Genomic DNA, 20,605 nt, shown 5'->3' on the forward strand with positions numbered 1-20,605 from the left:
CAATCCGATTCCTAACTACAAAATACCATACTTTTGAAAAGCAGCAGTACTCGACATTCCGGCCTCAATTTCTTTCCGTACCATTTTCTCACCTTTAACCTTTTCCAAAGCACGTTCGATAACCTCAGCCTCCAACTCCTGTGGAATGACTAATACGCCATCTAGATCAGCAAAGATCAAATCGCCAGGGTTGATCCAAACACCATCCACCTCGATCGGGCAGCGGTAATCCACAACTTTAGTGCGGACCCCAGAGTCTTGTGCATAACGTCCTCGGGAAAAGACGGGCCAGTTCTGCTCCAGCACCTGAGGTGTATCCCGGTGGTATCCGTTAATGATGGCACCCGCTGCTTGGCGCGACCTAGCAGTCGCTGTTAAGATTTCTCCCCAGTACGCGCACCTCATGTGGCCCCCACTTGCTATATAGATATCACCCAGCTGCAATTGATCAAGAGCTTCGGTTAATAATCCGAAAGGCTTCTCCTGTTTGCCATATACATCGATCATATTTACCGGCATTGCCCGTCCGGCTAATACCATATGCTCCTTCATCGGTTGAATGGCAGGAGGAAGAATTTGATGATACCTGCCCATGTCATCCAAAATATCACCGATTACAGGTGTATATAATTCACGCTTCATAAGTTCAAATAATTCTTGGTCTTTGCTAGGAATACTCATCGTTTAAACCGCCCTCCATATGTCATTTTTTCGTTACTTCTACCCTCGACTGATCTATTCTCTATCAATTATTGCGAGTAATGCTTTCATATAGCCTAGTGCATAGGCCATACCTGCATGCCAAGGTGCATTACAAGCTAACTGCGGCGTATGGTCCGGAATGAAAACACCATTATAATTATTTTTCTTGAATATTCTCATAGCTTGGATCATATCGATGTCGCCCTCATCAACGAACACTTCCTGATAATTAGGCACTTTACCTTTCACATTCCGAAAATGAACATACCCTACCGCATCTTGTTTGGTATACTGATCAATTGTGTCATAGATGTCGCCCTCAGTCATTTCTTGCAGTGTACCCAAGCAAAATTCCAATGCATTGCTGTGGCTTGGATAGATATCCAATAACCGTTGATAGAGAGAGGGCTGATTCACTAGTCTGCCGTAACCACGGATGGTCGGCATCGGCGGATCATCCGGATGAGCTGCCAAACGAACGCCCGCTTCCTCTGCAACAGGCAGAAGTTCCTTTAAAAACCATTCAAGGCGCTCCCACAATTCCTCTGAGGAGATCGGAGGAATGAAACCGGGAGGCGCATCAAAATCATAAGTCATATTCCATATTTGACCATGAGGTATCGGCGTTTCTTCTGGTCCATTAGTGGCATCAAAAGTGGCCGAAACTGCTCCTCCCCTGGCAACTGATCGATTCACGTGCCCCCAGACCCCGGCAATGCTGAAATTGTATCCGATGACAGGTATGCCAACTTTACCTACAGTCTGAACGATTCTTTTCAAGTGGTCCATTTGTTCCCTTTTTTTGGGGCCATCCAACAGAATATCGTACCAATCGGCAGGACTGAAATTTTCGATCGCTTCAAGCTCTAAGCCTTGTTCATTAATCTCGCGCTTCAGCGACGACAAATGCTCATATGTCCAAATATCTTCGTTCGGACGCGCAATTCCCATATTTCGTTCTTTATCCGTAGAAGGCAGCCCATTAAGACCGTTATAATAATCTACAAGATGAACAATAATATGCGAACATCCCGCCTGTTTTGCGAATTTAAAATTGTCTGTAGTTAATCTATCGCGATACAATCCAAGCCCTAGCTTCATGTTTCTCTCCTCCTACTTTCTTGATCTACTCTTCTCCGTTAACGTAAGTTGGATATAAGGTCATACCGCCATCAACGAACAAGGAGATCCCAGTGACGTAACTTGATTCCTCTGATGCGAGCCATGCGGCAGCAGCAGCCACTTGCTCTGGACTACCTATCTTTCTTGTTGGAATCAATTTCAGAATCCGTTCTGCAACAGCTGGGTCATCCAGTAAATGCTCATTCATTTGGGTGCGGATAGCCCCAGGAGCAATTCCATTGACCCGAATACCTAAATGGGCGTATTCAGCTGCAAGCGATTCTGTTAGCAGCCGAAGCCCACCCTTGCTAGAAGCATAATGAGCATGCAGCGGCTTTGGTATTTTCTGATGAACGCTCGATACATTAATAATATTTCCTTGTATGTGAAGCTGCCTCATCACTTTCAAAGCCTCACGCGCACCTAGAAATGTACCTGTTAAATTCACCTGAATCACCCGATTCCACTCATCCAATTCGAGGTCATGGGTAGGCGAAGTAGATTCAATCCCTGCATTATTAACCATCACATCAAGCCGTCCATATCGTTCAACAGTGCCGTTTATAAGATTCTTGATATCTGCCTCTGAGGATACATCTACCTTTACAGCTATTGCTTCACCACCTGCACGTCTAACTGCTTTTTCGGTGTCCCGTGCCTGCTCGCTTCCGCGATTGTAACCAATGACGACTTTCATTCCTTCTTCCCCGTATCTTATAGCAATAGCTCGACCAATTCCGGATGACGCACCGGTGATAACCGCAACCTTGTCCTTCAAATCAACAAACATAAGCTTCCCTCCATTCAAGTCTGATCATTAACTGATCCAATAGGGTAAAGTCTGACATTCATAAAGAACGTTTGGGTCGAATAACCGTCGAGCATTCCAGCCGATCCATTTTCAACCGCTTTATGCAGCCCTTGCGTCGGGTAGCTTGAAAAGGGTTCTAATCCGATATTATAGTGCCTGCCATACCATGGATAAGATTTGGTTGCGCCAAATTCTTGCCAATACCAAAGATAAGGCATCCGATCAGCGTCCCATTCAACCTTAATTCCCATATCCAGCTGAAGATTCTCTAATCGGTACCAGCCTACATTCTGGAAACCTGTTAAATAAACAATTTCGGAGGGCGTTTCAACTGGCGGAACAATTGAAAGATCAAGATTGCCTCCTTGAGGGTCATCCACCAAAGGCCAATCATACGTTTTTCCCCGGTTGACTCGGGCAGTCTGATCTGGTGCCGAATCGGCAGCATCCGTGATCACCGAGATTCCTTCCGGCAAAATAATAGCAGCTCCTTCGCCCAGAAAGGGCTTCCCAAATGCCAAATGTTGACCCCACATATAGGGTAATGACACATCGCTCAAATTCTCTAATTCTTCCTCTACAAACAAAGATGAATTGTTGCTTACAAGCGTTAATGTTCTGGTCAATCGCACGGGAATCTTCCTGGGCATTACAGTTAGACGGACGGTAATTTTCTCAGGTTGATCCTCTACAATTTCAAAATCCCAGGGCATATGGGCAATCTCGCCGTGCTGTCCAAACTCAGCTCCCAAGGACTTACTCGTTGGACCTCCGTTCGGAAACACTTCCTGCCATCCACCGGGATAATAGTCAATGAAGCTAGAAATCGGATCCGGCGATGTGGGCAAATAATCGGTAGGATTCTGAATTCCATTCTCGGTCAACCAGACAAAGTCCAAGTCTCTCGGCTTGTATAAGAACTCAAATACTTCCGCCCCCTTATCTAAGAGCAACGATATTCGGATGAGTTCATTTTCCAAAACCAATGCTTTCATTCCAGAATGGGTAAAGCTGTCATGTATCCGGCATCCATAGTTACGTTGCTTCCGATAACGGCCTTTCATTGCGTTTCACCCTCTATCGCGTTACTTATATTGAACCTCCGTTTTCTTCTAACAAGTCGATCATTGTTTTCATGCTATTTTCAAGATGGTTGAGCAGTTGGGATTTTGCCTCATCAAGCTGAAAAAGACTGATTTGAGTGCAAATTTCCTCATGCTCCATTTGCCCTTTGAATGACCTTTCTTTACTTTTGAAATAAAAGACACGGGCAAACTTCAAGAAATTGTTTCCGGACATATACTGTTCGAAAATCTTCGGGTTATCGCAGGCTTGAACGATTTTTTGATGAAACCCAATGTCCAGATCCAAAAATTCCTCATAGGAAAAAGGCTCCAATTCTACCGTTCGCCTAGAAAGCTCAACATTCTGCTTCAAGGAGTCCGCTAGCATACGAGCGGACTCGGGCGTTAATCTCGAGAGAGACCAAAGCTCTGTCATTATTCGTAGTTCCATGATATAACGAATATCCTCGCTCGTTATTTGAGTAATGAAAGTACCGGAACGAGGCTTTACTTCTACTAATCCATCGGACACTAAACGGTTTACCGCGTCTTTAAGTGGTGTTCTACTAATCTTCATCTGAGTTGCAAGGGTGTTCAAATCTAATTTCTGTCCGCCGCAAAATTCGCGGTTAAGAATCATCTGCTTCAATGCCCGATATACTTTTTCTGTGATCTCGATGTGCTCAATTTCCATAGACACTAACTATCATCCCTCTTCAAAAACGGTATTCAACAAATAACCCCAAATTTTCATACCATGTTATTACTGCGATAAGATAAGTCATAGATTCTAAAATCCTTAATCTGAAATTTCAGATTTCAGATTAATTATAACCCAAAAAGCAATCTTGTCAATGAATAAAGGAGCCCTCCCTCGATTCTTCGAGAAAGAGCTCCTACATGAACATTTTCAGTACCCTAGATAAATTCAGAAGTCATCTTTTGTCTTCTAGCTAATAAGAGAAATTAAGTTCTTAAACTCAAGCTCTTCGAACTTACGCTGTACACTCTCGCGTTCATACGCCCAACAGCAGCTAGCTAGCTCGATTGCAACCGGTGCTTCACAATGAATAGTTGCAAGCTGGCGCGACAAATGGAGCATTTCAAGATCATTTTCGATCTTCGCGCGAACGGTTTTCGTCACTGCGTCAAGGTTCTCCAGCAATTGATCAATAGAGCCATGCTCTGTAATCAGCTTATGTGCCGTCTTCTCGCCAATCCCTTTCACACCTGGGTAATTATCACTCGTGTCACCCATAAGGCCTTTCATGTCAATGATTTGCGCTGGCGTAAGCTGACGCTCCTCCATTAAACTCTCAGGCGTATACACCATATAGTTTCCGATACCCTTCTTCATAATAGCGATCGATACGCGATCATCGACAAGCTGAAGCATATCGTGATCACCCGTCACTACAAAAACATGGGCTTGGTCCTTAAGTGACGCTGCTAAAGTTCCAATACAATCATCCGCTTCAAAACCGGCAATCCCAATGTTCGGCACGTTGAAGCTTGCTACAACCTCTTTGACAAGATCAAATTGCGGAATAAGATCCTCGGGTGCAGACGGTCGATTGGATTTATAACCATCATATTGTTCTGTACGGAATGTCGAACTCCCCATATCCCAGCAGCATACGACATGCGTAGGACTATACGTATTAATAGCATCCATAAAATAACGTACGAAACCGTGCACCGCGTTGACGGGTACACCTGCACTCGTTCTGCGAATGCTGCTGCTTCCTGCGAAGGCCGTTGCAAAATAGGCTCTAAATAAGATAGCCATTCCATCTACCAAAAGCACTCTTTGCTCACTCATTCTATCTAACTCCTTTATTGCTTCATTTTATAATCTACTTCATTTATTCCCCGCGAATGAATCTACCAATCCGGCTTGCTGCTTCCTTTAATCGATCCTCATCTTCAACTAACGCAATGCGGACATAACCTTCGCCTTCTGTACCGAAAGCCTCACCAGGTACGACAACTACTCCTGTCCTAGCAAGCATTTCCTGGGAAATTAGTCGTGATGTCCAAGGCTCTTTATGCGACCAAAGCATCGGAGGCAGCTGCGCCCATACGAACATGGTTGCCTTTGGAGCGACCACGGACCAACCCTCCGCGCGCAAGGCTTCCAGAAATACATCACGGCGACGCTCATACAGCTTCCCTGCCTTCGGCATATCCGGGTTGTTCATCGCTTCCTGCAAGGCAACTATTCCCGCTTCCTGAATAGGATCGAACACGCCGTAATCTATATTCGCCTTCAGCTCGCGCAACGCGCCGACTGCTTCTTTGTTCCCGGCCAAAAACCCGATTCTGCAGCCCGCCATATTAAAGCTCTTGGACAAGGAATGAAACTCGACCGCTTGCTCCAGCGCGCCTGGGATTTGCAAAATACTAGGCGGCTCACATCCGTCAAAGCCCATCTCCGAGTAAGCTAGATCATGCACGACTAACACCCCGTGACGACGAGCCTTCTCAAGCAAAGCTTCAAAAAAAGCTAAATTGGCTACTGCTGATATTGGATTATTGGGATAGTTCAGCAGTAAAAAGGTTGCACGGTCCCAATCCTCGTCCGAGATCGCGTCCAAGTCCGGCATGTATTGATTTTCCTCTCGTAGCGGCATCAATATAGACTCGACACCAGCAAGCGCTAACGATGCAGCATAGATGGGATAACCGGGATTAGGCAGCAGCGCCATATCTCCAGGATCACAAAGTGCCATAGCCAAATGAGCAAGACCATCCTGCGACCCAAGCAATGTAACCATTTCATTCACGGGATCGAGCTCCACACCAAATCGATGCTTCATCCATTCTGCCGCATGCTCCCGAAACGGAAGACCGCTTTTCGTAGCAGGATAAGCGTACATATCTGAACGAAGCGCAGCTTCGCTTAAAGCTTGTCTTACTGCTTCTGTTGGCGGCTGATCCGGACTTCCAATTCCAAGATCAATAATATGCTGGCCACTAGCCGCGGCAGCCATTTTCCATGAGGCTACTTCGGCAAAAATTGAAGATCCCAGCTGTGATAACCGTTCCGATCTCCATTTCGTTTCCGTCATTGCTGAATCACCCATTCCCGTTCCAAACTTGTTCATATTGCTCTTCCTTATAGCCGACAGTCACCTGATTGCCGTCTGTTACGATTGGACGTTTAATAAGCATCCCATTAGAAGCTAGCAACGCAAGCTTCTCATCCTCTTCCATGACCCCCAGCTTGTCCTTCAGACCAAGCTCTTTGTACACTTCGCCAGATGTATTAAAAAACTTCTTCATATCTAAACCACTTATCGCAATAAGATGCTTCAGCTCAACCGCGGTTGGCGTTTGCTCTACGATATGGCGCAAATCAAGCTCATTCCCTTTCGCTTGCAGCGATTTAACCGCCGCCTTGCATGTACTGCATTTAGGATATTGATAGATCGTTAACACTTTTGCTGTCGTCATAAACGATGTCCTCCTGATGCGTTGTGAATATAGGCTAGCAATTAAACGCTATTGAGATTGTCGGAGTATTTGCTCCAAGTAAATGAGCTCAGGCGGCAGCTCCGCATCCCACTCCATCCATTGCTTCGTAATCGGATGAGTGAAGCCTAGCGTCTCAGCATGTAACGCTTGTCTTCCGGCTGCTTCTTCCCATTCGACTACAGCGCTATCCTTCGGACCATACATCTTATCACCAATCAAAGGACAGCCAATATATTGCATATGAACGCGAATTTGATGGGTTCGACCTGTCTCCAGCTTTAAGCGGACGGAAGCCGCAGCGGGTTTGTCATTCATTCCTGAATCATAATGAAAGCTTTCCACCGTATTATAATGAGTTACGGAAGCATACCCCTCAGGTGTTACGATCCTAATATGAGGCTCAGCAGGATCACGGTCAATCGGCTCGTTTACGATTCCTTCTGCTGGATCTGGCATTCCGTAAACGTAAGCGCGATAAATTTTCATAATTGTATTGGCCTGCATTTGCTCAGATAGCTGCTGATGAACGTAGGAAGTTTTGGCAATAGCAACAAGTCCCGAAGTGTCCTCATCAAGACGATGAACGGGTCGAAAACGAACCCGCTCGCCTTTTTCCCGCCAATGATAGACGACGCCGTTTGCTAACGTACCCGTGTAATGGCCATGTGTCGGATGTACAACGATTCCCGCTGGTTTATTGACGATAAGAAGATCTTCATCCTCATACACAATTTGAATTGGTATCGGCTCCGGCAAAATATCCTCGGATATTTCCCGTTCCATTCTTACTCGTATAACATCGCCTTCTACAACCTTAGCAGTCGTATACACGCGGACTTCGTTAACGGTGAGTCCATGCTCAGTCTGCTTCACCTGAGACAGCAGCTTACGTGATACGCCAAGCTTTCGCTCTAGCACCGAGCGCACCATTTTTCCATGCTCCGCTTCGCCAACGATGACGACTAACGGCTTATAGTAGAGGTTATCCAACGCTTCCATCATTTTTTCGGATTCCGAAATACTTCCGCACTGCGTACATACTCCGTATCCGGAACTCCAAGCTTCGCGTTCGCGACTCTTGCAGCCGCGAAGAAGAAATCAGACAAGCGATTCAAATAGGCCAAGACATCAACGTTAATCGGATGCTCCACAGATAGCGTCACAACGCGGCGCTCTGCTCGGCGGCATACGGTTCTGCATACATGCAGCAAAGCCGAAACGGAGCTTCCCCCAGGCAAAATAAATCTAGTAAGCTCTGGCGCTTCGACAATATATTGATCGATCCAGCCTTCTAAGCGAACAGCTGGTTCCGCTGTTATTTTTAAAGGTGAGCCCTCCTTCGCATAAGCGAGATCTGAGCCGCAGTCAAATAACTCCTGCATAATTTCGATAAGCCTCTCAGACAGCTCCGCAAACTCATCGTGCTTAGCCGCTTCAGCAGCAGTCTGCCCTACAAAGCAATTCAACTCATCTATTGTGCCATACGCTTCAACTCGTGAATCGTCTTTGCGTACTCGCCCGCCAATTAATGATGTCTGCCCGCTATCTCCCGTTTTCGTATACAGCTTCATCTTCCACCGCTCCCCTTTATACATACAAATCTCTTCTCACTATATCATAAACTACTCATCACCAGCTCAATTACAAACGCATTTAGCTGCGTCCAAGCACACTTTCACCACAAAATACAAACAGCAGGCCGGATGCTCTCCTGACCTGCTGCTTGTTGCTGGAACATCTTGTACAGCCTTAGCTTAGCCCTGCTGCTTTAAGCTATACACAAACTTTCCAATTCGATCAAGTGCCTCTGTCAAATTCGTGACGGATGTCGCATAAGAGCAGCGCAAATGTCCTTCGCCTCCAAGGCCAAAAACATCACCCGGAACAGCTGCAACATTGGCTTCGTCAAGCAGCCGCTGCGCGAATTGCTCGCTTGTTAATCCAGTTGACGCAATCGATGGAAACGCGTAGAACGCACCTTGCGGCTCGTGACAATCAAGTCCAATATCGCGGAATCCTTTTACAACTAACCGACGCCGTTGATTATATGCTTCAACCATACGGTCCTTCTCTTCTAAGCCATGCTGAAGTGCTTCAAGAGCAGCGTATTGCGCCATAATCGGCGCGCACATTACGGTGAACTGATGGATTTTCAGCATCGCCGCAATAATATCCGAATGACCGCAGGCATAGCCCATCCGCCATCCAGTCATCGCAAATGCTTTGGAGAAGCCGCTTACGAGAATGGTCCGGTCCTTCATTCCCGGTATTGATGCAAAGCTTACATGCTTTATGTTATAGGATAATTCCGCGTATATTTCATCCGAGATGACGATCAGATCGTTTTCCTCGACTATTTTCGCAATCGGCAGCCAGTCCTCATAGCTCATTGTCGCGCCAGTAGGATTACTTGGATAACTAAGTACAAGTACTTTGGATCTAGGTGTAATAGCCGCTTGCAAACTTTCCGCCTTCAGCTTAAATTCGTCTTCTGCAAATGTTTCGATGCCTACTGCAACACCGCCGCTGAGTGTAGTAATTGGAGAATAAGAAATATAACAAGGCTCAGGAATTAATATTTCATCTCCTGGCGCAATTAAAGCGCGAAGCGCGAGATCGATCGCTTCACTTCCGCCTACCGTCACTAGTATTTCATTCGCAGGATCATATTCTACCGCGAATGAATTATGTAAATAGTGACCTATTGCTTCACGCAGCTCAGGCATACCCGCATTGGATGTATATTGCGTCTTCCCAATTTCAAGCGCGTATACAGCAGCTTCACGCACATGCCAAGGCGTTACAAAGTCAGGTTCACCTACTCCGAGAGTAATGACATCCTTACGCGTGCTAACTAAATCAAAAAACCGACGGATACCCGACGGTTTAATGCCTCGTACAAGCGGTGACAAATAATTTGCCATCTCTAAGCGTTGCGCAGGTGTGGTGGGTTGCTTTTCTTCATCTTTAATCATTGCCATCACCCTTTTTTACGGCGAAACCATCAATCGATGGTCACCTTCATGCTCCTCGAAGATTATGCCGTCTTGTTTGTATTTTTTTAATATGAAAAATGTTTTAGTTGATAGAACCGCATCAATTGGCGATAATTTATTAGATACAAAAGAGGCAACCTCTTTTAAATTTTTCCCTTCTACTTCAACAAGCAGATCATACGCCCCAGACATCAAATAAACTGATTTCACTTCTGGATACAAATAAATACGCTCCGCAATACCCTCGAATCCGCGTCCGCGTTCAGGTGTAATTTGAACCTCAATGAGTGCTGTTACCTTTTGATCGTCAATTTTACTCCAGTTAACGACTGTTGCATACTTAACAATGACATGATCTTCCTCTAATGTCGCTATTGCTTGCTTCACTTCTTCTGTCGATACGGCAAGCATGGTTGCTATTAACTCGGCATCCCTACGCGCATCTTCCTTCAGCAGCTCCAACACTTTCAACTGTAATTCGGTCATTGTATAACTCCTTCCAGAACGCTGCGATTATAAAGAATATTTTACAACGAATTCGTTTTTCCTGCAAACATAGCATTAAGGGCTGAAGCCGCAAATTTGCAGCTTCAGCCCTTTAACAATAAAATTATAGAGGTAAATAAGAAGAAACGACTTCGTCGTCTTCTGCGGCAAAAGCGTTCGTTTCATGGATATATATACACATTTATAAGGTGTAAGCTTATAAATGGTTATGTGTTAATAAAAGACCCAAAGGGTCTTTACATGTAGTACGGTTGACTGCCTTGCTGCTGCTGCTGCTGCTGTCCATGTTGCTGAGACATCGGCGTATAGTATGACTGTCCTTGCTGTTGTCCAAGGTTTTGCTGCAGGAACTGTTGGGTCTTCTGCTGCGTTTGTTGATACTGCTTTTCTTGCTTGCTCATATCTTGGCGTAAAGCTGGGGACGAGGTGTTATACATATTTTGCTGCTTCATCGTCTCGAATAGTTGACCTTGCATAGTCAAGGTGCTATTCAATAGCTTAGTAAACATTTGCCGGATATCGGGACAGGTTGCTTCGGTTGCCGCCGTCGCATATTCACGAACGATTCGCTTCAGATCGGCGAGCACAGTGCCTGCCAAGTCCTCTTCTGTTAATATGGACTGCGTCTGCTTCTGATACATAATAGAAACCTCCTATACTTTTTTTACAAGCTGTTTGTTTCTTTCTTTTAACACTGTAGTTTACTGCTGAGGCTGTGTTGGCGCCATTTGCAGATGATGCGATATAGCATGCAAAAGCGAATTATAATGCTGTTGATGCGTCTGAACCATTTGCGTAAGTAAGTTGCGCATTGCTGGTGTTGTTGCTTCATTTATTCCGGCAACACATTGTTTAATTTGCAAATCCTCGTTTGACATCGAGTCTGCGACATATTCCAGCTCTTTTGCTGTCATTGGCTGAATCATATTCATCCTCCTCCAATTTTTTCGTGCCAAACGTATTATCAGCAATAGTTCCTTTTTTTATGTACCATTTTTCATACAAAAAAAAGTGACTGCACTCCAATTAATAATTAGTTGAGAGTACAGTCTATCTCCGTTATGAAGATATGCAATTGCGCTTGTTAAGGTATATGCACGGTTTTCACATGGTCAAAATGCACATATACGGCGTTTCCGCTTACTGATGCAAGCTCGATCATGCCTTGATCTACATTTTTCAAAACACCGATTTTACTTGAATTACCGCCTAAATCTAAAACAATAAATTCACCGATTAATTTTCGAAGCTGTTGATCGAAGGTTCTGGCTAGCGTAAGCGGCGATGGTCTAAGTGGAAACTGCTCTGGCGTTAAGGTATAAGGCGTTACATTCGGATTGTATGGGATCAAGTACTTCAAATGATGAAGCGAAATGATTACAGTATGATAGACAGGAGAGTAGAAAACGAAGAAATCATTCATTACATTCGTCAAATAACCGTGAATGGACTGATTTCCTGTAATATATAATTCGGAGAACATCCCTTTCGCGTTCATTAGCATTTTGCGATACGAAATTGGCTCATTATAAGGCTCAAAGGGCATTTCCGGCACTTCAATAACAGCTTCCTCACTCGTCGAGAGACGAAGCTGCTGCAGATGAATAAGAGGAACATAAAAAAACTGAGTTCCAGTGTGCAGCACTAAAATATCTTGGCCAAATTCGATCAGCTTACCGCGTATTGGCGCGATTTTTCCGGAAATTTCTAATTCGATATAACGGTTCAGCAGCGGATGATTATTTTTCAAGCGATCAACCTCCATTTCTCCAAATAGTTAATAGAGCCGAGCAACGGTTCTTGACCTTTGCTCGGCACGTAGTCAGCTTTATTGATCACATACCGTATCTTTCTTCTAAAATAATTTAGAGTACATTCACTTTAGCGATTTTTACCTCCGCTTTTGTTGCCGCTGCTTCCTTGTCCACCAGTCCGATTGTTGTTTTTGCTGTTGTTTTTATTGCTTTTGTTTTGATTGTTGCTTTTGTTGTTGCTTTTGTTTTGATTGTTGCCGCCGGATTTGTTTCCGCCCGATTTATTTTTACCCGCTGCTTTTATCGTTTTGATATGGAAGAGTTGAATTTGCGAAACCTCTTGGCCAGCAACGAGAAGTACAGCTTTGTTGCCTACATCTGCAACGAATCCTTCCACTTTCTCTGGTCCACCCCAGTTAATTTGTGCGAATTTGTGGTTGAAAGAACGAATAACCCCCACAAAGTTAGTAGCATTCACATATTCAGGATCACGGCGGCCGCTTTTATTACCTTTGCTGCCTGTCATCTCGATTATACTTTTCACATGGCTAGTAGAGATATATACAACACCCTCGTTTGTGCTAATAACCAGGAAGTCACTTTTAACAGCCAGCAATTTTCCCTGAATCGAGTCTGGTCCACCACGATTAATTTTTACATTTTTGCCAACCAAGCTGTTCAGGAAATTTGTCCGCTCGTTGCGGTCACTTCTATGGGTTTGTCCAGCTAAACTTTCATGCCAATAATTCATAATTAATCCCTCCGATATTTTCCTTAATAGTAGATTACAAAAGTACCTTCAGATCCAATCTCTTAATTCTGTCATCAGCATAGACTATGAATTGCGGCGAGCATCCCTCCAATACTTGATTCAGTTCATCTATCATGGGAGATGATTTGTAATATATTTATATGTATCCCATATAGTAGCGGTACTAGATTTATATCTATTTATTAAAAGAATACGCTCTTATCTCGTTATGATTAATAGAATAGATTAAGGGGGCACTTAAGGTCCGGCTAAGCTCAAATTAAAGTGACCATGTGGGCGCCATCTGAATAAGGTAAATAAGTATTAAAGCCTATCGTCTGACGACAGGCTTTATCTTTTTCCTCGGAGGATGATAATGACATGGCTGCTGCAGATTTATTACCTGTACGTAATATACGTATTGATGATTCTGACTTGGAGGAGATTCAAAGCAATGCTTGGAGCAATCAATTTAAACCGGCAGAGCTCGACATAGATGGACAGAAGCATAACGTAACATTCGGACTTCGGGGTGGTCATACGCGTAATTATTCCAAAAAATCCTATGAGGTTCGGCTTGAAGGCGGCAAGACATTTCATTGGAATGCGGAATACGATGATCCATCGATGATGCGAAATGCGCTCTCCTTTTATTTCTTCAATAAAATTGGCGTTCCATCGCCTGAAACCAACCATTTTTGGCTAATCCTAAACGGGACCGCGCAAGGTGTATACCTGGAAATTGAATCGGTCGATCGACTTTTCTTCGAGAAACGAGGCATTGGCTATCGCTCGCTTTTATACGCGGTAAATGACAGTGCTGACTTCAGCTTGACTGATCCTGTTACGAAGGGGATCAAGCCCTCTTTATTCGATGGCTACGAGATGAGACAGGGTAAGGGCGGGGCAAAAAGAAGGCTGATTTCATTTGTACGCAATCTAAATCGTATGTCGGGTAAAAACCTAGGAGAGCTAACCGCTCGAAGACTAGATATTTCTCAATATTTGTTATGGCTGGCGGGTGCTGTCTTAACCGGAAACTATGATGGTTTTGATCAAAATTACGCGCTGTATGAACATCAATCGAGCGGGAAGTATCGAATTATTCCTTGGGATTATGAGGGGACATGGGGGAGAAACTGCTACGGAAAGCCATGCGGAAGTGATTTAGTGAGGTTTCAAGGCTATAACAAGCTTACTAGCATGCTGTTCACCTTCCCAGCATGCCGTAAGAAGTATCGTATCATTATGAAAGATTTGCTTAAAGCAGCCTTTACAGTCGATAAGCTGGAGCCCGTTATCAAAAAGATGCATTTACGCTTATCTCCCGCGATTCGCAATGACTATACACGGAAATCCAGCTATGACACCTTTCTTTCTGAGCCGTCCTTCATTCGCCATTACATTGTTGAGCGGCGAGAAATTCTTCAGCAAGCGTTGCGGGAGTGGGCGTAAATTCTGAGCTCCATACCCATCAAAAAATATCCATACTCAAATACCGCTCGCCAGTATCCGGCGCTATACAAAGCACACGTTTTCCAGCGCCTAACCGCTTCGCGATCTGCATCGCTGCCCATATGGAAGCGCCGGATGACGGCCCTAGCAGCAATCCTTCTCTCTTAGCCAAATCTTTCATCGTCGTTAGAGCATGCTCATCAGATACTTGTATAATTTCATCATATACGGATGTATTCAAAATATCCGGTATAAAGCCGGGACTTGTCCCAACTAGCTTATGCGGACCTGGCTGTCCTCCCGATAAGACCGGAGAGCCCTGCGGCTCCACGACTGCGATATAAATATTCGGGATCAGCTTCTTCAGCTCCTCACCCGTTCCAGTTATCGTGCCGCCAGTACCTGCCGTAGCGACAAAAGCATCCAGCTTACCACCGGTTTGCCGCATTATTTCTTGAGCCGTCGTTACGCGATGAATATCGGGATTTGCTTTATTTTTAAATTGATTAGGAATATAGCTGCCTGGACACCGCGCTTGCAGCTCCTCTGCCTTGCGAATGGCTCCAGGCATTCTCTGCGCGGCTGGTGTCAGCACTACTTCTGCGCCATAAGCCTGCAGCAGCTTGATACGCTCCGCTGACATATTATCTGGCATGACCAAAACCATTTGATAACCTTTGGCGGCCGCGTTCATCGCAAGCCCAATGCCCGTATTACCGCTTGTAGGCTCAATAATTGTGTCGCCAGGTCGGATAAGCCCGCTTTTCTCTGCTTCTGCGATGAGTGCGAATGCCGCTCTATCCTTTACGCTGCCACTTGGGTTAAATCGTTCCAGCTTGACGCATACCTCAGCACTGTCTGTATCAGGAAGCCGATTAAGACGCACCACCGGTGTATCGCCAATTAGCTTTGTTATATCCGATACTATCCTCGGCATCCGTATCAACCTCCAATTCATTCATAACGTTTAGACATTCATTCTAGTTCTTATGCTGTATCCTTCGCTTGCTGCTGCGACAGAAACGGCCTCATAAACCACCAGCCTGCTATAGGAACTATGCCAACCCCAAACAAAAGCCATGTAATTGCTGCAGGAGAATGATTAAGCGGCAATACGATCAAATATGAGGATAAGCCAATGATTCTGCCTAAGGTTAGCCCTGCTTCTCGCAGCACAATAAACTCCTCTCGTTCACGCGCGCTCTCCTCCGATTGTCCAATTAAATCAAATACTCTTGATGTCATTGGAATGATATAGAGCGGGATGAACAACGAGGTGCCTATCCCAAAAAGCAGCAGCGTCGTATACGATACCTTCCAAAATAGAGGCAATATGACGACCGCGATCATGATGACACCAATGAACATGACTACTTTCCTATTTTTCTTCTTGAGCAGCTTTCCGACTAGCCAGAAGCTCACTAAAGCTACGAATGATGTAACTAACGAATAGGTTCCTAGTTTGCTTTCTTTCTGTGTTGCTACATATACGGTAAGTCCAACCAGAAACATGAATACACCCTCACGAACGCCTTGCGCAGCTATCGCTAGAAACATACGCCGCCAAGGGTTGCCCTTTTGCCGCAGCTGCTCGTAGCCGTGCTTCCAATTGTAGACACCCTCTGTTTTCCTCTTCTTAAGCCAGAAGCTCAAGACGACACTAATGGCAAAGATGATCAGAGATATCGTAAAAATAATGCGATAGCCGCGTTCACCGTGCAAGGACGTAATCAGCAGACCTGACACCCATGGTGCGACAATTCCAGCGGCAGATCCGAGCAAGCCTGCCCAGCCGTTGAATCGATCCCTATTATCCGGATCAGTCACTTCGAAGTAGACGACGTTATATGCAAGCCAGAAAAAACCGAGTGCTACGCCATGCAAGATGCCTAATGGCACACTGTAGAATTTGGCTTGCTGCCCTAACAGTAATACCGCGAAATAGAAGAGGCCGGACAAAACGATGCCAACACGCAGGCTGTTCATTTTGTTATGCTCTTTAACCCATTTCCCTACTATCCAGAAAGTCAGCCCGCTCATTACGAATTGACTTAATGTAAACCATCCAATCAGCATATACGACTGGCTTGCTTTCCATAAGTATATGGGGACAAACGTACCGGACAACGCGTTTGCAACTCCGAACAATGCTTGCACGATAAGTAATAAGGCAGCTTGACTGCCTAAAGATTTAATCAAAACGACTCCTCCTGCCTAACGAATGAGCCCGTATGAACAATGTCATACCGTTCGTTAGCGTGATCAGAAATACGTTTTGTAAGGTTCCCTTAAACAGGGCAAGCCATGCCCGTCCATTATTTCCATAAGTAACTATTCCTTTGGAGTCAACCGGTTAATTAATATCTCTCTATCCTTATTGGCCAACAATGAAGCGGTATGGAAGCAAGCGGGACACACATACCATTTCACTTCAAAAGGCGCTGGCAAAATCGGTCCGCCCAGCGAAGGCGCGGTCGTTGAAACAAAATTTTGTTCGTTGATCGTCTGTGTGCCTGCCTCGAGCATATACTCACGGCAGCTTGGACATTCTGGTACTTCCTCCTGGTCATCAAATATATTTTGGAGCGAGCCTTCTATTGCAAGTAAAGCGCTATTCGTATTACGATAGCCTTCACCCTGCTCTAACCACTCTTTATGTTTGGTATCTAATGTATCTTCTTCATAGTCATCTGACCATTCTTCCGATTGTATGTGAACATCCTCTTCTTCCATTAATTCGTCGTCCTCGCCAATTCCGAATTGCATGGTGCGATAGCCGCTTAACTCATTTTCGCAATGAGGGCAATTTTTCTCAGGACCGATTTCTTCATCCCAAACTATTTCTGTTACACACCATGGACAAATCACTTGCTCTTCCATCATTTTTATCCCCTTTTAATTGTTCATTAAATAAATGATACCGACAGCAAAAAACAAAATAGCTACCACAACTAATATTTTCCACAAATAATTCATACGAACTGCCTCCAACTAAATAGTAACCGTTGCCCCAATCACATAAGAGAGCGACACAGAAATAATCATCGAAATTAAGCCTACCGCCCGATTATCTCGCTCGATTTCATCGTCAATTCGAAATACAGGTGTTAGAAATTCGAATAAGAAGTAGGCAGCCATCAAAATAACAAATCCAAATGCGCCCCAAATCAGGCTTTGATACACAGAATCGTTAGCTTCAATCGAGAATCGGAAAATATTGCATATACCAAATATTTTCCCTCCCGTTGCCATCGCGACTGCCACGTTGCCTTTTCTGATCTCAGTCCAGCATTTATATCTTGTAACCAGCTCAAAGCAGGACAAAAACACAATAAGCGCAAGCACCGATACCGATACGTAAGCAAGGGAAGCGGCATAGGGGTTGCTTAAAAGCTTATCGACTTCATTTTCCATCCAAATATCCCTCCATCATTAGGCCGATTCGTTGCTCATGAACTGTCCGTTACTTGAGCCTTCCTACATATGCTTTATTATTTAAGCTCCGCTACTGTAACTCCGACTCCACCCTCGCCATAATTACCTAAACGAAAGCTTTTCACATGGCTGTGCTTACGTAAATATTGCTGTATTCCTGTGCGTAATACGCCTGTTCCCTTGCCATGAATCAGGAAAACCTGACTGAATCCAGATAAGAACGATTCATCTAAAAAGCGATCGACCTCAACGATGGCTTCCTCTAAGCTTTCACCGCGTAAATCCAGCTCCATCTTAATATTATCCTCGCGTGAGCGTGTCAAGCTAGCTGCTTGCTTTGGCTGCTGGTTCTTTGTAGAAGTGGTTGACTTCAGCAGCTCCAAATCATTCAGAGCCACCTTCATCTTCATAATACCAAGCTGAACGGTGGCATCTGAACCATGAACCTCGACTACTGTACCCTTCTGATTTAAGCTGTAAACCGTTACCTCGTCACCAGCTTCTATCTTGGCTGATTTTTGAGTACCTTTGGTACCGCCGCGCATCACCTTCTTCTGCTCAGGTGATGCTTCATCCAGCTTGCGGCGCGCTTCAATAAGCTTATGCTCTTTAACTGAAGCGCCCTCTTCCATAGCCAGCTTGCGCAGGTCTGATATAATTTGTTCAGCCTCACGCTTCGCTTTTGCTACCGTCTCGCGTGCTTCATCCTGAGCCTTAAGCAGCAGCTTCTCCTTCTGCTCCTCAAATCTCTGACGCTCTGTTTCATGACGCGCTCGGAGTGCTTCGACTTCACGGCGAAGCGATTCCGCGGTCTGGCGTTCGGATTCCGCTCCCAAACGATTTTCCTCGAGTGAGGCGATCATATTTTCAACCCGTTGATCCTCTTCGCTAACCTCGCCTCGTGCATGGTCAATGATCGAACGCGCAAGTCCTAGACGCTCTGCAATCGCAAACGCGTTACTTCTGCCAGGTACACCGACAAGCAACCGATACGTAGGACTAAGCGTCGCAACGTCAAACTCCATGCTCGCATTAATTACTCCTTTGCGATTAAAGGCATACGCCTTCAGCTCGCTATAATGCGTCGTAGCAATAATACGGCTATCCATGGCATGCACATGCTCCAAGATTGCTATTGCAAGCGCTGAGCCTTCGGCAGGGTCAGTTCCCGCACCTAGTTCATCAAGCAGCACTAGACTCTTCGAGGTCATCGATTTCAAAATGCGAATAATATTCATCAAATGGCTGGAAAATGTACTCAAGCTCTGCTCAATGCTTTGTTCATCGCCAATGTCGGCATAAATAGCATCAAACACACAGAGCTGACTGCCATCCTCGGCCGGCACGAACAAACCGGACATCGCCATTAAGCTTAGTAAGCCAATTGTCTTTAAGGAAACGGTTTTCCCGCCCGTATTTGGTCCCGTCACTATAATCGCTGTATAGTTATTTCCAAGCTCCACATCGATTGGAACGACCTTCTCATGAGCAATTAATGGATGACGACCGCGCTTCAGCTTGAGAAAGCCTCTGTCGTTCATCCGCGGCAGCGTTGCTCTCATCTCATGAGCAAGCCGAGCCTTCGCATAAGCAAAGTCAAGCTGACCAAGCAGATCCAGATTAGTAATCAGGTCCTCTACATAATCTGAAGCGAGCGCAGTAAGCTTCTGTAAAATTTTCTCAATCTCGCGCAGCTCACCTGCTTTAAGCTCCCGCAGCTTATTATTCATCGCTACAATTGCTTCCGGCTCGATAAATAAGGTCGCGCCTGATCCAGATTGGTCATGCACGATTCCACCAAAGCTGGAACGGTACTCCTGCTTGACCGGAATGACATATCGATCATTGCGCAGCGTTACGATCGCATCCTGAAGCATTTTTTGAACAGAGGTGGAACGAATCATCTGCTCCATCTTCTCCCGTATGCGTGATTCTCCGGTTCTCAGCTCACGTCGAATGGAAGCGAGCTGTGCGCTGGCGCTATCCATGACTTCAGCCTGGTCATCGATACAGTCAAAAATCGCATCTTCCAGCGTTTTGTGCTCACTGATTTGATCAGCTAAATTTTGTAGCATCGGTATTGGATTATCTTCATGCAAAACGCTAATATGTCTCTTGACACGGCGGCCGCCACGAGCGGTATTAGCAATATCAAGCAGCTCGGCCGGGTTCAGCGTCCCCCCGATACGAGCACGGTGCAGCGGCGATTTGATATCGGTGATCCCGCCAAACGGAGCGCTGCCCTTTAGACGATCCGCAGTATAAGCTTCATCTGTAATCTGCAGCAGCGGCTTAACCGCTTCCAAATCAGATACTGGAAGCAATGCCTCCGCAGTAGCTTTGCCAAGTGAAGTCGCGGCATGCTGCGTTAATCTATATATGATTTTAGGAAATTCAAGTGTCGTTAATATTTTAGTGTCCAATCTGACACACTCCTCTCGCCCTACTATTATAGCCGAATGCGCGCTTCGATGCACGAATTCAAGATCAGTTCCATACATAAATAACAATCAATTGGCTACACTAGAAAC

The 20,605-nt window shown here is 45.2% G+C and carries 22 protein-coding genes; 1 reads left to right on the forward strand and 21 read right to left on the reverse strand.

Going from position 1 to position 20,605, the window contains the following annotated elements; all coding sequences use genetic code 11:
* Nucleotides 1–15: 15 nt before the first annotated feature.
* From AC0YN7_RS18660 to AC0YN7_RS18735, 16 genes are all read right to left on the reverse strand, one after another.
* The gene (locus tag AC0YN7_RS18660; RefSeq protein ID WP_475811525.1) at nt 16–681 is read right to left on the reverse strand and encodes an RraA family protein; all 666 of its coding nucleotides are present in this window, start codon (nt 679–681) and stop codon (nt 16–18) included.
* A gap of 54 nt (nt 682–735) precedes the next feature.
* Entirely contained in the window at nt 736–1,803 is a 1,068-nt protein-coding gene (locus tag AC0YN7_RS18665) for a mannonate dehydratase (protein WP_475811526.1), read from the reverse strand.
* 25 nt (nt 1,804–1,828) lie between these two features.
* Nucleotides 1,829–2,614: a glucose 1-dehydrogenase gene (locus AC0YN7_RS18670; protein ID WP_475811527.1), complete on the reverse strand. Its 786-nt coding sequence runs from the start codon at nt 2,612–2,614 to the stop codon at nt 1,829–1,831.
* 14 nt (nt 2,615–2,628) lie between these two features.
* Complete coding sequence (locus tag AC0YN7_RS18675; protein WP_475811528.1) at nt 2,629–3,699, reverse strand: DUF4432 family protein; 1,071 nt, start codon at nt 3,697–3,699, stop codon at nt 2,629–2,631.
* Nucleotides 3,700–3,724: 25 nt separating this feature from the next.
* Nucleotides 3,725–4,393: a GntR family transcriptional regulator gene (locus tag AC0YN7_RS18680; protein WP_475811670.1), complete on the reverse strand. Its 669-nt coding sequence runs from the start codon at nt 4,391–4,393 to the stop codon at nt 3,725–3,727.
* A gap of 255 nt (nt 4,394–4,648) precedes the next feature.
* On the reverse strand, nt 4,649–5,521 hold the full coding sequence (locus AC0YN7_RS18685) for a 5'-3' exonuclease (RefSeq protein WP_475811529.1): 873 nt from the start codon (nt 5,519–5,521) through the stop codon (nt 4,649–4,651).
* Between the two features lie 43 nt (nt 5,522–5,564).
* Complete coding sequence (locus tag AC0YN7_RS18690) at nt 5,565–6,806, reverse strand: aminotransferase class I/II-fold pyridoxal phosphate-dependent enzyme (RefSeq protein WP_475811530.1); 1,242 nt, start codon at nt 6,804–6,806, stop codon at nt 5,565–5,567.
* Complete coding sequence (locus AC0YN7_RS18695; RefSeq protein ID WP_475811531.1) at nt 6,778–7,155, reverse strand: arsenate reductase family protein; 378 nt, start codon at nt 7,153–7,155, stop codon at nt 6,778–6,780. The genes AC0YN7_RS18690 and AC0YN7_RS18695 overlap by 29 nt, the downstream gene beginning before the upstream one ends.
* 48 nt (nt 7,156–7,203) lie before the next feature.
* Nucleotides 7,204–8,178 carry an RluA family pseudouridine synthase gene (locus tag AC0YN7_RS18700; RefSeq protein ID WP_475811532.1) on the reverse strand — a complete coding sequence of 325 codons (975 nt, stop codon included), beginning with the start codon at nt 8,176–8,178 and terminating at the stop codon, nt 7,204–7,206.
* Nucleotides 8,175–8,747, reverse strand: a complete 573-nt coding sequence (locus AC0YN7_RS18705) for a cob(I)yrinic acid a,c-diamide adenosyltransferase (RefSeq protein WP_475811533.1) — start codon at nt 8,745–8,747, stop codon at nt 8,175–8,177. The genes AC0YN7_RS18700 and AC0YN7_RS18705 overlap by 4 nt, the downstream gene beginning before the upstream one ends.
* Before the next feature lie 183 nt (nt 8,748–8,930).
* Nucleotides 8,931–10,151: an aminotransferase class I/II-fold pyridoxal phosphate-dependent enzyme gene (locus tag AC0YN7_RS18710; protein WP_475811534.1), complete on the reverse strand. Its 1,221-nt coding sequence runs from the start codon at nt 10,149–10,151 to the stop codon at nt 8,931–8,933.
* A gap of 15 nt (nt 10,152–10,166) precedes the next feature.
* The gene (locus AC0YN7_RS18715) at nt 10,167–10,658 is read right to left on the reverse strand and encodes an Lrp/AsnC family transcriptional regulator (protein WP_475811535.1); all 492 of its coding nucleotides are present in this window, start codon (nt 10,656–10,658) and stop codon (nt 10,167–10,169) included.
* A gap of 257 nt (nt 10,659–10,915) precedes the next feature.
* Complete coding sequence (locus tag AC0YN7_RS18720) at nt 10,916–11,320, reverse strand: spore coat protein (protein ID WP_475811536.1); 405 nt, start codon at nt 11,318–11,320, stop codon at nt 10,916–10,918.
* A 60-nt stretch (nt 11,321–11,380) separates the two neighbouring features.
* On the reverse strand, nt 11,381–11,605 hold the full coding sequence (locus AC0YN7_RS18725; protein WP_475811537.1) for a hypothetical protein: 225 nt from the start codon (nt 11,603–11,605) through the stop codon (nt 11,381–11,383).
* Between the two features lie 158 nt (nt 11,606–11,763).
* Nucleotides 11,764–12,429: a DUF2642 domain-containing protein gene (locus tag AC0YN7_RS18730; protein ID WP_475811538.1), complete on the reverse strand. Its 666-nt coding sequence runs from the start codon at nt 12,427–12,429 to the stop codon at nt 11,764–11,766.
* A 131-nt stretch (nt 12,430–12,560) separates the two neighbouring features.
* Nucleotides 12,561–13,184, reverse strand: a complete 624-nt coding sequence (locus tag AC0YN7_RS18735; RefSeq protein WP_475811539.1) for a DUF2642 domain-containing protein — start codon at nt 13,182–13,184, stop codon at nt 12,561–12,563.
* Between the two features lie 381 nt (nt 13,185–13,565).
* On the opposite strand from AC0YN7_RS18735, the gene AC0YN7_RS18740 reads away from it, so the two are divergent.
* Nucleotides 13,566–14,639 (forward strand): CotH kinase family protein, encoded by a 1,074-nt coding sequence (locus AC0YN7_RS18740; protein ID WP_475811540.1) that lies wholly within the window; start codon nt 13,566–13,568, stop codon nt 14,637–14,639.
* Between the two features lie 19 nt (nt 14,640–14,658).
* On the opposite strand, the gene cysK is transcribed toward AC0YN7_RS18740, so the two are convergent.
* From cysK to AC0YN7_RS18765, 5 genes are all read right to left on the reverse strand, one after another.
* Complete coding sequence (gene cysK, locus AC0YN7_RS18745) at nt 14,659–15,576, reverse strand: cysteine synthase A (protein WP_475811541.1); 918 nt, start codon at nt 15,574–15,576, stop codon at nt 14,659–14,661.
* Nucleotides 15,577–15,626: 50 nt separating this feature from the next.
* Entirely contained in the window at nt 15,627–16,838 is a 1,212-nt protein-coding gene (locus tag AC0YN7_RS18750) for an MFS transporter (protein ID WP_475811542.1), read from the reverse strand.
* A 132-nt stretch (nt 16,839–16,970) separates the two neighbouring features.
* Nucleotides 16,971–17,522 carry a hypothetical protein gene (locus tag AC0YN7_RS18755; protein ID WP_475811543.1) on the reverse strand — a complete coding sequence of 184 codons (552 nt, stop codon included), beginning with the start codon at nt 17,520–17,522 and terminating at the stop codon, nt 16,971–16,973.
* A 108-nt stretch (nt 17,523–17,630) separates the two neighbouring features.
* Nucleotides 17,631–18,053, reverse strand: coding sequence for a DUF350 domain-containing protein (locus AC0YN7_RS18760; protein ID WP_475811544.1), 423 nt, complete (start codon nt 18,051–18,053; stop codon nt 17,631–17,633).
* A gap of 77 nt (nt 18,054–18,130) precedes the next feature.
* A complete protein-coding gene (locus AC0YN7_RS18765; protein ID WP_475811545.1) occupies nt 18,131–20,497 on the reverse strand; it encodes an endonuclease MutS2 in 2,367 nt (788 codons plus the stop codon).
* Nucleotides 20,498–20,605 lie beyond the last annotated feature (108 nt).

Source organism: Paenibacillus sp. J31R122, assembly GCF_056269185.1.

Coding starts and splice junctions, on each gene's coding strand:
- AC0YN7_RS18700 (WP_475811532.1), bottom strand. CDS start 8,178: ATGATGGAAGCGTTGGATAACCTCTACTATAAGCCGTTAGTCGTCATC.
- cysK (WP_475811541.1), bottom strand. CDS start 15,576: ATGCCGAGGATAGTATCGGATATAACAAAGCTAATTGGCGATACACCG.
- AC0YN7_RS18760 (WP_475811544.1), bottom strand. CDS start 18,053: ATGGAAAATGAAGTCGATAAGCTTTTAAGCAACCCCTATGCCGCTTCC.
- AC0YN7_RS18720 (WP_475811536.1), bottom strand. CDS start 11,320: ATGTATCAGAAGCAGACGCAGTCCATATTAACAGAAGAGGACTTGGCA.
- AC0YN7_RS18705 (WP_475811533.1), bottom strand. CDS start 8,747: ATGAAGCTGTATACGAAAACGGGAGATAGCGGGCAGACATCATTAATT.
- AC0YN7_RS18695 (WP_475811531.1), bottom strand. CDS start 7,155: ATGACGACAGCAAAAGTGTTAACGATCTATCAATATCCTAAATGCAGT.
- AC0YN7_RS18735 (WP_475811539.1), bottom strand. CDS start 13,184: ATGAATTATTGGCATGAAAGTTTAGCTGGACAAACCCATAGAAGTGAC.
- AC0YN7_RS18755 (WP_475811543.1), bottom strand. CDS start 17,522: ATGATGGAAGAGCAAGTGATTTGTCCATGGTGTGTAACAGAAATAGTT.
- AC0YN7_RS18715 (WP_475811535.1), bottom strand. CDS start 10,658: ATGACCGAATTACAGTTGAAAGTGTTGGAGCTGCTGAAGGAAGATGCG.
- AC0YN7_RS18685 (WP_475811529.1), bottom strand. CDS start 5,521: ATGAGTGAGCAAAGAGTGCTTTTGGTAGATGGAATGGCTATCTTATTT.
- AC0YN7_RS18725 (WP_475811537.1), bottom strand. CDS start 11,605: ATGATTCAGCCAATGACAGCAAAAGAGCTGGAATATGTCGCAGACTCG.
- AC0YN7_RS18670 (WP_475811527.1), bottom strand. CDS start 2,614: ATGTTTGTTGATTTGAAGGACAAGGTTGCGGTTATCACCGGTGCGTCA.
- AC0YN7_RS18740 (WP_475811540.1), top strand. CDS start 13,566: ATGGCTGCTGCAGATTTATTACCTGTACGTAATATACGTATTGATGAT.
- AC0YN7_RS18665 (WP_475811526.1), bottom strand. CDS start 1,803: ATGAAGCTAGGGCTTGGATTGTATCGCGATAGATTAACTACAGACAAT.
- AC0YN7_RS18680 (WP_475811670.1), bottom strand. CDS start 4,393: ATGGAAATTGAGCACATCGAGATCACAGAAAAAGTATATCGGGCATTG.
- AC0YN7_RS18675 (WP_475811528.1), bottom strand. CDS start 3,699: ATGAAAGGCCGTTATCGGAAGCAACGTAACTATGGATGCCGGATACAT.
- AC0YN7_RS18710 (WP_475811534.1), bottom strand. CDS start 10,151: ATGATTAAAGATGAAGAAAAGCAACCCACCACACCTGCGCAACGCTTA.
- AC0YN7_RS18660 (WP_475811525.1), bottom strand. CDS start 681: ATGAGTATTCCTAGCAAAGACCAAGAATTATTTGAACTTATGAAGCGT.
- AC0YN7_RS18690 (WP_475811530.1), bottom strand. CDS start 6,806: ATGAACAAGTTTGGAACGGGAATGGGTGATTCAGCAATGACGGAAACG.